The following is a 12,844-nucleotide window of genomic DNA, read 5'->3' as shown; positions in this document are numbered from 1 at the left end:
TGCACGCATTTTCTATCAGTTCCTTTTCTTATGCCGCCTCAGCGGTGTCGACAAAGTTGTCGGCATCGCGGGTGTCGCGCAGAGAGTTGAACGGAGCGGTGGTAACTGCGTAAGGCTCTTCACCGATGTGCTCGAGAGCCTCGGCGTTAGTTGCCTGCGGGTTCTCCTCACGGAACTTGAGGTACTCGTTGAAGTCTGCGCGGTCAACGACGCGAATCTCAAAGTTCATCATGGCGTGGTAGGTACCGCACATCTCAGCACAGCGACCAACGAAGGCACCCTTTTCCTCAATCTTCTCTACCTGGAAGCGACGCTCCTGAGAGTTGTTCTCCGGGTGTGCGTAGGCATCGCGCTTAAACAGGAACTCCGGAACCCAGAAGGAGTGGGAAACATCGCCGGAAGCGAGACGGAACTCAATCGGGGTGTCTACCGGCAGAACCAGAACCGGAACCTCTTCGGTGGTACCAACGGTCTCAATCTTGTTGAAGTTGAGGTAAGAGATGTCACCCATGGACTTACCGTGGATCGGGTTCGGATTCTCAGTGCCCTCCGGATCCAGGGAAGATTCCTCAGCGAGCTTCTGGCGCTCAGCATCGGCACCATCGTAGTTCTCGCCATCAACCTTGTTCTCGGCGTAACCGAACTTCCAGTTCCACTGGAAAGCCGTGACATCGACAGTAACCTCAGGGTTCTTATCCAGAGCCGTCACCTTCTGCTGTGCCTGAACCGTGAAGAAGAACAGGCCCATAATGATGAGAATCGGAATGATGGTCAGAGCCATCTCCAGCGGCACGTTGTACTGCAGCTGCTTCGGGAACTCACCCTTACCAGCCTTCCCAGCCTTCTTCGCATTCCAACGGAAAATAGCGGTGAGGAACAGGCCCCACATAATGAAACCGATGATCCATGCAGCAACCCAGACCCAAATCCAGAAGTTGTACATCGAGGTCGCCTCAGGGGTAATACCCTTTGGCCAACCCATACCGAGGAGGTTTTCAACGGCCGTCGGTGCTGCGACGTCACAACCTGCCAGAGCTAGACCGCCCAGAGCGATAACGCCCGCCAGGCCCGCCTTACGGCCGAGGTTGCGTTGCTTACGCTGTCCCACGTGTGTTCTGCCTTTCTGTGCACACAAACTTCTCGAATACTCACAGAGCATTCCTACCCAATCAGGATAGAGGATCCTGCCTGAATTTCAGACTTTTTCGCTGGACTGTTTAGGCGCCGGCCCTGCTCTATAAATAGTGAACGTACAGGATGTTACCGATCCACCTGCGCAAGGTCACACCGGCTACCCCGCCCTCCCCCGCCCGTCTATGATCCAATTCACAGAGCGTATAGCGGCTCATCATCCGAAAGTTCGCACCCTAACGGGGAGCGCGGCGCGGGGTTCGCAGATCATCCGGCTCCGGCCGTAAAGTGTGTCGAAGATAAACCTTGATGTATAAGGAGAAGCAAGTTTATGTGCGGACTCTGTGCGCTGCTCAGCGCCGAACGCAACGCCGCCCAGCACCTGGAAGCCCTCGAGCAATCCCTCCAGTGCATGCGCCATCGCGGCCCCGACGCCGCCGGCACCTGGCACGACGAAGATGCAGCCTTCGGGTTTAACCGGCTATCCATCATCGACCTAGAACACTCCAACCAGCCGCTGCGCTGGGGCCCCGAGGACAATCCCGAGCGCTATGCCCTCACCTTCAACGGCGAGATCTATAACTACGTGGAACTGCGCGAAGAACTCAGAGCTGCGGGCTACGCCTTTAATACTGAGGGCGATGGGGAGCCCATTGTTGTTGGCTACCACCACTGGGGCAAGGACGTTGTCGAGCACCTGCGCGGCATGTTTGGTTTCGTCATCTGGGATACCGAAACTCGGACGATGTTTGCCGCTCGAGACCAGTTCGGCATCAAACCACTCTATTACGCCACCACCGAGGAGGGCACAGTCTTCGCCTCTGAGATGAAGTGCATCTTGTCGATGGCCGATTCGTTGGGTCTAGACCTCAGCCTTGATAGTCGCGCCATCGAGCACTATGTGGACCTGCAGTACGTACCTGAGCCGGAGTCCCTCCACGCCAACATTCGCCGCGTCGAATCCGGCTGTACTGTCACTCTTCGCCCCGGCGAAGAGGTAGTCTCCGAACGCTATTTCAAGCCACGCTTCCCCATCCAACCCGTCAAGCAGGGCGAGGAGCAGCAGCTCTTCGATAGGATCACGCGGGCGTTGGAGGATAGCGTCGAAAAGCACATGCGTGCGGACGTCACCGTCGGCTCCTTCCTCTCCGGCGGTATTGATTCCACCGCCATCGCAGCTCTGGCCAAGCGCCACAATCCAGACCTGCTCACCTTCACCACGGGATTCGAGCGCGAGGGCTACTCCGAGGTGGACGTCGCTGCCGAGTCCGCGGCGGCGATCGGTGTGGAGCACATCGTCAAGATCGTCTCCCCTGAGGAGTACGCCGACGCTGTACCGAAGATCATGTGGTACTTGGACAACCCCGTCGCGGATCCCTCCCTCGTTCCGCTGTACTTCGTGGCCCAGGAAGCCCGCAAGCACGTCAAGGTGGTGCTCTCCGGCGAAGGTGCGGACGAGCTCTTCGGCGGCTACACCATTTATAAGGAGCCTCTCTCCCTGGCTCCGTTCGAGAAGATCCCCTCCCCGCTGCGCCGTGGCTTGGGTAAGCTCTCGCAGGTCCTCCCCGAAGGTATGAAGGGCAAGTCCCTGCTCAACCGCGGTTCGATGACCATGGAGGAGCGCTACTACGGAAACGCTCGCTCCTTTAATTTCGAGCAGCTCCAGCGGGTGCTCCCGTGGGCCAAGCCGGAGTGGGATCACCGCGAGGTCACCGCACCGATCTATGCGGAATCACAGGACTTCGACCCGGTAGCCCGTATGCAGCACCTCGACCTGTTTACGTGGATGCGCGGCGACATCTTGGTCAAGGCTGACAAGATGAACATGGCCAACTCCCTAGAGCTGCGCGTTCCTTTCTTGGACAAGGAAGTATTCAAGGTCGCGGAAACTATCCCCTACGACCTCAAGATTTCGCACGGCACGACCAAGTACGCACTGCGCAAGGCTATGGAGCAGATCGTTCCCCCGCACGTGCTGCACCGCAAGAAGCTGGGCTTCCCGGTTCCGATGCGCCACTGGCTGGCCGGCGATGAGCTCTACGGTTGGGCACAGGATCAGATTACCGAGTCCCAGACCGAGGACATCTTCAACAAGAAGGAAGTTCTGGAGATGCTCAAGGAGCACCGCGACGGTGTATCCGATCACTCACGCCGTTTATGGACGGTACTGTCCTTCATGATTTGGCACGGCATCTTCGTCGAAGACCGCATCGACCCGAAGATCGAGCAGCGCGACTACCCCGTGAAGCTCTAGTCCAAACAACAAAACTGACGAAGCCCTCGCCGCACACTGCGGACGAGGGCTCTATCGTTTTGTCAACGTGACTTTACTCGAATTTAATTGAAGGAGTCACCGCAAGCGCAGGAGCCGCCGGCGTTGGGGTTGTCGATGGTAAAGCCCTGGGCCTCAATGGTGTCCGAGAAATCAATCTTGGCACCGGTGAGATAAGGGATGGACATCTTGTCCACGACGAGGCTGACGCCGCCAATGGTGTCCACCTTGTCACCATCCAGGGTGCGGTCATCGAAGTAGAGCTGGTAGCGCAGACCCGCGCAGCCACCTGGCTGGACAGCAATGCGCAGTGACAGATCGTCGCGGCCTTCCTGCTCAAGCAGGGACTTTGCCTTGGCGGCAGCGGCCTCGGTCAGGATAACTCCGGTTGCAGATGCGGGAGCGGTCATGATTTCTCCTCTTATATATGCGGAATTTTTCTGGAGCCCACCCTACCCCCTCACAGGTGAGGAAGAAAGGATGCCTCACAGTTCACTAGTGGTTCACTGGTGTCCTGTTCCCTCACCACAACGCTCTCTCCCGCGGGCCTATTCCCGTTATGTCTGCTAGACCTTGTACGCTAAACAGCGTGAAACTTCCGTGGCAAAAAGATGACAAGACTTCTTCCCCCGCCGAGCAGACCCCGGCGCCGGAAGAGCAACCCGCCGCCGAGAAACCGCACCGCAAGGGCTACACGCCGCCGAAAGGCCGCCCCACGCCCAAGCGTGATGCGCAGGAAATCGCCCGCGGCGTCAAGCGTGATCCCCGGGGGATGTCGGACGCGCAGCGCTACCAGCACCGCAAGGAACTCAAGGCTTCCATGTCTAAGGCGGAATGGAAGGAATATAAGCGCAAGGAGCGTCAAGAGTCCCGCGAGCGCAACAAGGTGGCACAGGAACGCATGGCCGCCGGTGACGAGCGCTACTTGCTCGCCCGCGATAAGGGCGAGGTCCGCCGGTACGTACGTGATTGGGTAGATTCCCGCCGCTTCATCAACGAATGGGTCATGCCCTTTGCCATCGTCCTGCTGGTGCTCATGTTTGTCAGCACTCGGGACCCGCGCCTGTCCCAGATCATCTCCATCGGCGCGATGGCGGTCATCGTTGTCTTTGCCGTCGAAGGTTTCTGGCTCGCACGCAAGTGCAATAACGCCGTGCGTCTGAAGTTCCCCGGCACCACCGAGGCCGGTTTTGGCCTAGGATTCTACGCGTACTCCCGCGCCTCCCAGCCGCGCAAGTGGCGCACTCCGCGCCCGCAGGTGGAGCGCGGGGCCACCGTCTAAACCGGAGGACACATGCCTGAATTCACCGCCGTTCCCCAGCTGCATCCCTTAACCGCAGCTCACCCAAACCGCGTAGCAGAAATTGCCGCGTGGTTGGCGGCAGCGCAGGATTCCCCGCAGGCGAAGCCCCTTCAGCGCCCCCGAGCCATCGTCTTTGAGGGCACTGATGCCAACGTTGAACGCACCGTCGACGGTGCAGGGGCCACAGAGCACTCCCCCAACGATGCAGATCGGTGGCGCGATAATCTCTTCAGCGCCGCGGAGCGTGCAGGAGCGGGCATCGACTTCGTCGAATGCAGCACAGAGTCCACCAGCGCTGAGCCTGGCGACTCCTCCGCCGCTATGTCCCCGGCAGAGTGCGAATCACACATCGAACTCGGTATGGCTACGGCTGACCGAGAGATCGATTCGGGCACAGATCTGCTCATCACGTCTGATTGTGGTATCGGCGCAAACACCGTCGCCGCCAGTGTCATGGGCCGGATTACCCATACCGAACCGGTGGCGATTGTGGGGACGAATACTCTGGCCAGCGGCATCACGGATGCAACGTGGAAAGCCCGCGTGAGCGTCGTGCGCGACTCCATGTTCCGCGCCCGCAACCTGGAGGGCTGGGAGGTCGTGCAGACCATCGGTACCCCGAGCCTCGCGGCGCTGGTGGGTTTCATCGCGCAAGCCACGGCGCGGCGGACGCCGGTGCTTATCGACGGTCCACTGGCCGCCACCGCCGCCGTCTTGGCCGAGCGCACCGCGCCCGGCGTGAAGGGCTGGCTGCGCGCAGGGACGACCACCCCCGAACCGGCTTATGCCCTTGCTCTCAAAGAGCTGGGACTAACCCCACTGCTTGATTTAAACCTGAGTGAAGGTTTCCCCCTCGGCGCGCTCGCGGCCTTGCCGCTGGTGCAGCTGGCCGCAGAGCTCGCTTAATCGAAGCCGCTTAGTTCGCCTCCACCAGCGTGTGCAGCCAGCCATGGGTATCCTCCACGGACCCGCGCTGGATGCCGGTGAGTCGCTCGCGCAGGGCCATCGTCGTAGCACCGGCCTCATCGTTGTTGATGTGGAAGTCGGTCTCGTTGCCCATGACGTGGCCCACCGGGGTAATAACGGCCGCGGTGCCGCAGGCAAAGGCCTCCACCATGGCGCCAGAGGCAACGTCCTGCTCCCACTCCTTGTAGGTGATGCGGCGCTCTTCGACCTTCAGCCCCATGTCCTCAGCAACCTGCAGAAGCGAGGCGCGGGTAATGCCCGGCAGCAGCGAACCCGACAGCGCCGGGGTCACCAGGGTTTGGTTGCCCTCTTCGCCGTAGACGAAGGCCAGGTTCATGCCGCCCATTTCCTCGATGTAGGTGCGGTCGATAGCGTCCAGCCACACCACCTGGTCACAGCCCTTTTCCGCTGCCTGCGCCTGGGCAAGCAGGGAAGCTGCATAGTTGCCGGCAAACTTGGCCGCACCGGTGCCGCCGGGAGCGGCGCGGACGTAGTCGGTGGACAGCCAGACGGACACCGGCTTGATGCCGCCGGTGAAGTACGCGCCTGCCGGGGAGGCGATGACGGCATAGCGGTAAGCATTCGCCGGGTGTACGCCCAGCGAGACATCAGTGGCGATCATGAAGGGGCGGAAGTACAGAGCTGCCTCGCCGCCGGCTTCGGGGACCCAGGCCTGGTCGACGTCGACAAGCTGACGCAGGGACTCGATGAACTCCTCTTCCGGCAGCTGCGGCATTGCCATGCGCTCAGCGGAAGCCTGCAGACGCTGCGCGTTCTGCTCCGGGCGGAAGGTGGCGATACTGCCATCTGGTTGACGGTAGGCCTTAATGCCCTCGAAGATGGCCTGACCATAGTGGAAGACGGTGGACGCCGGATCCATGCTGAACGGCGCATAGGGGCGCACCTGCGCGTCGTGCCATCCCTTATCCTCAGTCCAGTCAATCGTCACCATGTGGTCGGTGAAGTACTGGCCAAAGCCCGGGTTCGCCAGAATCTCCTGCAAGCGCTCTGGGGAGGTGGGGTTTTCAGTTCGCGTCACGGTGTAATTCAACATGGATTACAGCGTACTCCTTAGTCCCCTATCGAGATGCAGAAATGCCTTAGCTAGATCACCACTCCTTGAGTCCACTCGGCGAGCCCACAAGCCCCGCTGCCACCCCACCCCACTCCCACTGCGTTCCACACCATGGGCACGGGTAGTGTGTGAGGAGTATCCCATTGTCACTTTTCTCAAGGAGGACATCGTGGCTTCTTCCACGTTCGAACTGCCCGCACGCGGCTCTTTCCCCACCGTTGAGCTGGCCAAGAAGGCCCCCAAGCAGGCAGATGCCCTGCTGATCGCCACCTTCGCCGGTGAGGGGGGACTCGAGGTGCCGGGCACCTCTCTTCTCAGCTCGTCCGCACTGCGCTCGACGTATGAGGCCCTCGCGGCCGTGGGCGCGACGGGCAAGGCGGGGGAAATCGTGAAGGTTCCCGCCCCGCAGAAGGCCGGCGCTGCACAGGTCATCGCGCTGGGCTTGGGCGATGTAGAGGAACTCGACGCAGAAGCACTGCGCCGCGCCGCTGGCTCCGTGGCCCGCGCCACCGCGGGCGTGGGCACCATCGTGACCACGCTAGCGGACTTCGGTGTTACCGCCGCTGTCGAGGGCCTGATCCTCGGCGGCTACGCTTATCGCGGCATTCGTTCCACCGAACTGGAGGAGAAGGAACAACCGGCCACTTTCGTGGTGGTGGCTGATAAGTCTGTCTCCGAAGAATTCGAGGCAGCCCGCACCGTGGCCGAGTCTGTTTTGCTCGCCCGCGACCTAGTGAATGCCCCCGCCAACGAGCTCTACCCGGAGTCCTACGCCGCATTCCTTTCCGGTCAGGCAAAGGAAGCCGGTCTTGACGTCGAGGTGCTCGATGAAAAGCAGCTGGAGAAGCAGGGCTTCGGCGGCATCCTCGCGGTAGGTAAGGGTTCTGCCCGCCCGCCGCGTCTGGTGCGCCTGAGCTGGAAGCCCAAGAAGGCCAAGAAGCACGTGGCTCTTGTAGGTAAGGGCATTACCTTCGATACCGGCGGTATCTCCCTGAAGCCGGGCAATGGTATGTGGGACATGATCTCTGACATGGGCGGCTCGGCTGCCATGGCGGCCACCATCATCGCGGCGGCCAAGCTGAAGCTGCCGGTTCAGATCACCGCTACCCTGCCGCTGGCGGAAAACATGCCGGGCTCTGGCGCCACCCGCCCGGGCGATGTCATTACCCACTACGGCGGCCTGACTTCCGAGGTCCTCAACACCGACGCTGAGGGCCGCCTCGTACTGTCGGACGCCATCGCCCGCGCCAGCGAGGATAAGCCGGATTACCTCATCGAGACCGCGACGCTGACCGGCGCACAGATCGTGGCGCTGGGCTCACGCACCTCCGGCATCATGGGCTCCGAAGTCTTCCGCGATCGCCTCGCCGAAATCGGCCGCGAGGTAGGCGAGAACGCTTGGGCCATGCCGCTGCTGGAAGAGCACGACGAGGAGATCAAGTCCCAGGCCGCGGATATCCGCAATATCAACGCTAAGCGCGAGGGCGGCATGGAGTTCGCCGGTACCTACCTCAAGCAGTTCGTGGGCGAGGGCATCGAGTGGGCCCACATCGATATCGCCGGTCCTTCCTGGAACGGTTCCGCCCCGCGCGGCTACACCCCGAAGCGCGCTACCGGTGTGCCGGTGCGCACCGTGGTGGCAGCGCTGCGCGAGATCGCCGAAGCCTAGATCAGAGCGTCTTCAATTCGGCCCCTCGTGTGAGCGGCTTTAGGCCGCTCACACCTCTTCGCCGGCGATGACGTAGTCCTCCTTGTCCGCCAGCGGGAGGACCGTGCCGTCGGACATGGCGCGGTCGGTGACGAGCCCGTCATCGTCGACAAGCGCGACCTCGTTGCCTTCCTCACGCAGCCGGCGCAGTCCTTCCTTGAGCATGCGCCGGCCCACCTTGTGCAGGCCAGAGACCTGGGAGAAGTCCAAGGCCAAGCGCTTGCCGGAGAACTGGCGCTCCTCCAGCTCGTGGAGGATGGCTTCGGTGGCGGTGAAGTTGATATGACCCTGCAGTCGAATGATCGCCGTCTCATCATCTTCATCAACGCTGCGCACTGGGTGCACACCAAAGCGGTTATCGGTAGACATGAGGTGCAAGCCCATGTCCGAGGACAGCTTCTGGAAAATAGCGGTACCACGCACGCTATTGCCCTGCTCGTCCAAGCGCGGGGAAAGAGTGGCCACGCCGAGCTGGCCAGGCAGGGTACCGATAAGGCCACCTGCCACACCGGACTTAGCGGGGATGCCGACCTCCGCCATCCAACGTCCTGCGCCGTCATACATGCCGCACGAACTCATCACTGCAAGCGTCAAGCGGCAGACGTCGGCATCAAGAATCTTCTCTCCCGTCACCGGCTGACGTCCGCCATTGGCTAGCGTGGCGGACATGACGGCCAAGTCGCGGACATCGACAGACAGTGCACACTGCGAGGTATAGGACAGCACAGCGTCGTGAGCATCATCCTGAATAATCCCGTAGGAACGCAGCATGTGGGCAATCGAGAGGTTGCGCTCGGCATGCTCGAGTTCGGAATCGCACAGGCGCTTATCGACGTTCACCTCGCGCCCCGCCAGCTTCGAGACATAGCTGCGAATGCGCTCCACGCGGTCTTCCACAGTCGAATCCACGCCGTTGATCAGCTGATTGACCACGATGGCGCCGGCATTAATCATCGGGTTGACGGGGCGGTGGTCCTTGGCCAAGGAAAGCTCGTTAAAGGCCTGGCCCGAAGGTTCCAGTCCCACCACCTCACGGACCTCACTGAGACCGAGTTCCTGCAGGGCAAGCGCATAAATGAAGGGCTTGGAAATCGACTGGATAGTAAAGCGGTTCTCGGCATCACCGGCGCTGTACAGGTGGCCGGTAACAGAGCACAGGGCGACGCCGAGCTGGTCCGGGTTAGCGTCGGCAAGCTGCGGAATATAATCCGCTACCTCACCGCTGTCTTCGTCGCGTACGGAGTTTAGGATCTTCTCTAAATAAAAAGGAATCGGAGTTTTCATCCAGACCCAGCGTATAGAATTGTCATGCATGAAGCCCGCACTCATCATCGTCGACGTCCAACATGACTTCTGCCCGGGCGGTGCTCTCGCCACCGAGAAGGGCAACGAGGTGGCCGATCGTATCGGCGCCCTCCAGCCTTCCTACGACACTGTCGTGGCCACGCAGGATTGGCACATCGATCCGGGCACCCACTTCTCCGAGAATCCAGATTTCATTGATACCTGGCCCACGCACTGCGTGGCCGATTCCTTCGGTGCCGCGATGCATGAAGCGATCGGTCCCGCCCAGGCCTACTTCAAGAAGGGTGAATATACCGCTGCGTATTCCGGTTTCGAAGGCGCGGCCGACGGTGTTCCCCTGGCAGAGTGGCTGCGCGAGCACAACATCACCGCCGTGGACATCGTGGGCATCGCTACCGATCACTGCGTGCGCGCGACGGCTGCCGACGCCCTTGCGGAGGGATTCACGGTGCGCGTGCTGGCGGATTACTGCGCGCCTGTCGACGAGGCCCGCGGCGCCGCCGCTCTGGAAGAGCTTAAGAAAGCAGGCGCCACCATCGTTACCGGCTAAGCAGCTCTAATTGCCGTCCTGGCCATTCCGCTGCTGTCGCTGTTCAAACCGCTGGCGGCGCTCGCGTTGTTCCTCCCGCTTGCGCAAGATCCGCTCGCGCTCAATGCGTTCGCGCATCCGCTGGGGGTAACCGGTTTCTTCCACGTCATAGACATCGCAGCGCAGCAGCTTAGCCACCGCGTCGATGCCTTTGGGCCCACCAATGCGGCGGCGTATGAAGGCACCGTTTTCATCAACCACAACGACAGACATCTCGTTGACCACGGTCTCCGGCTCAACAAAAGCCTCGATATAGGCCCGCCCTTGGGCCCAGGCTTGAAGCTCCTGAGCGTCTTCTGCGCGAATGGTCTCCCCCGGTGCGCGGGGTGGGCGCAGTTGGGACTTGGAGCTGTTGCGGCGGAAGGGGTTGAACATGGCTCTTTAGCCTACCGGAGGCCACCTTCAGCCACTTCGTGCGGAGGATGCCCTAATTCACCCCACCCGTGCGCACCTTTTATAAACACGCTGTAGAATCAAACACTAGCGTTTCACTAATTCCAACTTTCGAGGAGTCTTAACACTTATGGCACACTCTGTTGTGATGCCCGAACTGGGCGAATCCGTAACCGAAGGCACGATTACCCAGTGGCTGAAGTCCGTCGGTGACACCGTCGAGGTCGACGAACCATTGCTCGAGGTCTCCACCGACAAGGTCGACACCGAAATCCCCTCCCCGGTCGCCGGCACCATCCTCGAAATCAAGGCTGAGGAAGATGACACCGTAGACGTGGGCGAGGTCATCGCCATCATCGGTGATGAGGGCGAGTCCGCACCGGCTGCTGAGGAGTCCGAGGATTCCTCCGAGAAGGCTGCCGAGACCCCGGACAAGCCTGCTGAGGACGCTGAGTCCGAGGCGCCCGCTGCTTCTGGTGATGCCACCGACGTGGAAATGCCGGAGCTTGGTGAGTCCGTCACCGAGGGCACCATCACCCAGTGGCTGAAGTCCGTCGGTGACACCGTCGAGGTCGACGAACCATTGCTCGAGGTCTCCACCGACAAGGTCGACACCGAAATCCCCTCCCCGGTCGCCGGCACCCTCGTTGAAATCCTCGCCGAGGAAGACGACACCGTCGACGTCGGCGCCGTCATCGCCCGCGTCGGCGACGGCTCCGCCGCAGCTTCCGAAAAGCCTGCAGCCAAGGATGACAAGGAAGAAAAGGCAGAGGAAAAGAAGGAAGAGCCCAAGGTCGAAGAGAAGAAGGAAGAGCCGAAGGCCGAGGAGAAGCCTGCTGCTTCCCAGTCCTCCGAGCCGAAGGCTTCTGAGACTTCCACCAAGGTCAACAACGGCGATAACGTCCCGTATGTCACCCCGCTGGTGCGCAAGCTGGCTGAAAAGCACGGCGTTGACCTCTCCACCGTCTCCGGCACTGGCGTCGGCGGCCGCATCCGCAAGCAGGATGTCCTGGCCGCTGCTGGTGAGGGCGAGGCACCGGCTTCCTCCGCTAGCGCTTCCTCCAGCAACCCGCGCGCTCGCTGGTCCACCAAGTCCGTGGATCCGGAGAAGCAGGAGCTCATCGGCACCACCCAGAAGGTCAACCGTATCCGCGAGATCACGGCGTCCAAGATGGTTGAGGCCCTCCAGATTTCCGCTCAGCTGACCCACGTTCAGGAAGTCGATATGACTGCTATCTGGGATATGCGCAAGCAGTCCAAGCAGGCGTTCATCGACAAGTACGAGGCCAACCTCTCCTTCCTGCCGTTCATTGTGAAGGCAACCGTTGAGGCACTGGTCTCCCACCCGAACGTTAACGCTTCCTACAACCCGGAGACCAAGGAGATGACCTACCACGCTGACGTCAACGTGGCCATCGCCGTGGATACTCCGCGCGGCCTGCTGACTCCGGTCATCCACAAGGCTCAGGAGCTGACGCTGCCGGAGATTGCCCAGAAGATCGCCGAGCTGGCTGATAAGGCACGCAACAACAAGCTCAAGCCGAATGATCTGACCGGTGCTACCTTCACCGTGACCAACATCGGCTCCGAGGGCGCCCTGCTGGATACCCCGATTCTGGTTCCGCCGCAGGCCGGCATCCTGGGCACCGCCGCTATTACCAAGCGCGCGGTCGTCGTGACCGAGGATGGCCAGGACGCTATCGCCATCCGCCAGATGTGCTACCTGCCGTTCACCTACGACCACCAGGTGGTCGACGGTGCCGACGCTGGTCGCTTCATCACGACCATCAAGGACCGCCTCGAAACCGCAGATTTCGAAGCCGACCTTGACCTCTAAGCCTTAACAAGACCTCCACGTCTTAAGAGGCTGCTCCCCCGCCACCGCGGCGGGGGAGCTTCGTCGTTTTACGTGCTGTTTCTCTCCTCCTACGTCGACATTGCTAAGAATCAGGCGTTGCTTGGCGACGCCCTCCCTCTCGACGAAGTCCTCTATGACTAGCGCCACGACTCTTTCAAACTGCCGTTGTTGCCAAAACTCTTGAACTCCCCCTACGCGCGTTTACGACTCTTTGGAGATTAGCGGCCTTTGCTGTCCCCCCTCC

The 12,844-nt window shown here is 61.0% G+C and carries 11 protein-coding genes; 6 read left to right on the top strand and 5 right to left on the bottom strand.

All coding sequences use genetic code 11. The annotated features are described in order from the left end of the window. Positions 1-28: 28 nt before the first annotated feature. The gene (locus tag RDN59_RS09240) at positions 29-1,108 is read right to left on the bottom strand and encodes a cytochrome c oxidase subunit II (protein ID WP_308607583.1); all 1,080 of its coding nucleotides are present in this window, start codon (positions 1,106-1,108) and stop codon (positions 29-31) included. Positions 1,109-1,462: 354 nt separating this feature from the next. Between RDN59_RS09240 and asnB the strand changes: the two genes are divergently transcribed. Then, complete coding sequence (gene asnB, locus RDN59_RS09235) at positions 1,463-3,385, top strand: asparagine synthase (glutamine-hydrolyzing) (protein ID WP_308607582.1); 1,923 nt, start codon at positions 1,463-1,465, stop codon at positions 3,383-3,385. An 83-nt stretch (positions 3,386-3,468) separates the two neighbouring features. Here the strand turns inward: asnB and RDN59_RS09230 are convergent, their stop codons facing one another. Further along, positions 3,469-3,813: an iron-sulfur cluster assembly accessory protein gene (locus tag RDN59_RS09230; protein WP_308607581.1), complete on the bottom strand. Its 345-nt coding sequence runs from the start codon at positions 3,811-3,813 to the stop codon at positions 3,469-3,471. Between the two features lie 179 nt (positions 3,814-3,992). On the opposite strand from RDN59_RS09230, the gene RDN59_RS09225 reads away from it, so the two are divergent. Both RDN59_RS09225 and RDN59_RS09220 read left to right on the top strand, forming a co-directional pair. Further along, positions 3,993-4,685 (top strand): DUF3043 domain-containing protein, encoded by a 693-nt coding sequence (locus RDN59_RS09225; RefSeq protein ID WP_180952020.1) that lies wholly within the window; start codon positions 3,993-3,995, stop codon positions 4,683-4,685. Between the two features lie 12 nt (positions 4,686-4,697). After that, positions 4,698-5,612, top strand: coding sequence for a nicotinate-nucleotide--dimethylbenzimidazole phosphoribosyltransferase (locus RDN59_RS09220; RefSeq protein ID WP_308607580.1), 915 nt, complete (start codon positions 4,698-4,700; stop codon positions 5,610-5,612). 10 nt (positions 5,613-5,622) lie between these two features. Here RDN59_RS09220 and RDN59_RS09215 read toward each other — a convergent pair whose 3' ends face one another. Further along, positions 5,623-6,726 (bottom strand): branched-chain amino acid aminotransferase, encoded by a 1,104-nt coding sequence (locus RDN59_RS09215; protein WP_308607579.1) that lies wholly within the window; start codon positions 6,724-6,726, stop codon positions 5,623-5,625. Between the two features lie 190 nt (positions 6,727-6,916). On the opposite strand from RDN59_RS09215, the gene RDN59_RS09210 reads away from it, so the two are divergent. Continuing rightward, positions 6,917-8,416, top strand: a complete 1,500-nt coding sequence (locus tag RDN59_RS09210) for a leucyl aminopeptidase (protein ID WP_308607578.1) — start codon at positions 6,917-6,919, stop codon at positions 8,414-8,416. 48 nt (positions 8,417-8,464) lie between these two features. On the opposite strand, the gene RDN59_RS09205 is transcribed toward RDN59_RS09210, so the two are convergent. Beyond that, the gene (locus RDN59_RS09205) at positions 8,465-9,739 is read right to left on the bottom strand and encodes a glutaminase (protein WP_308607577.1); all 1,275 of its coding nucleotides are present in this window, start codon (positions 9,737-9,739) and stop codon (positions 8,465-8,467) included. Between the two features lie 28 nt (positions 9,740-9,767). On the opposite strand from RDN59_RS09205, the gene RDN59_RS09200 reads away from it, so the two are divergent. Next, positions 9,768-10,310, top strand: coding sequence for an isochorismatase family protein (locus RDN59_RS09200; RefSeq protein WP_308607576.1), 543 nt, complete (start codon positions 9,768-9,770; stop codon positions 10,308-10,310). A 6-nt stretch (positions 10,311-10,316) separates the two neighbouring features. Here the strand turns inward: RDN59_RS09200 and RDN59_RS09195 are convergent, their stop codons facing one another. Continuing rightward, a complete protein-coding gene (locus RDN59_RS09195; RefSeq protein WP_308607575.1) occupies positions 10,317-10,724 on the bottom strand; it encodes an oxidoreductase in 408 nt (135 codons plus the stop codon). Between the two features lie 148 nt (positions 10,725-10,872). Here RDN59_RS09195 and sucB point away from each other — a divergent pair, with 148 nt between their 5' ends. Then, positions 10,873-12,579, top strand: a complete 1,707-nt coding sequence (gene sucB, locus RDN59_RS09190) for a 2-oxoglutarate dehydrogenase, E2 component, dihydrolipoamide succinyltransferase (protein ID WP_308607574.1) — start codon at positions 10,873-10,875, stop codon at positions 12,577-12,579. Positions 12,580-12,844 lie beyond the last annotated feature (265 nt).

The organism is uncultured Corynebacterium sp. (genome assembly GCF_902489365.1).
GTDB lineage: Bacteria > Actinomycetota > Actinomycetes > Mycobacteriales > Mycobacteriaceae > Corynebacterium.
This window is presented reverse-complemented; position numbering and strand designations above follow the sequence as displayed.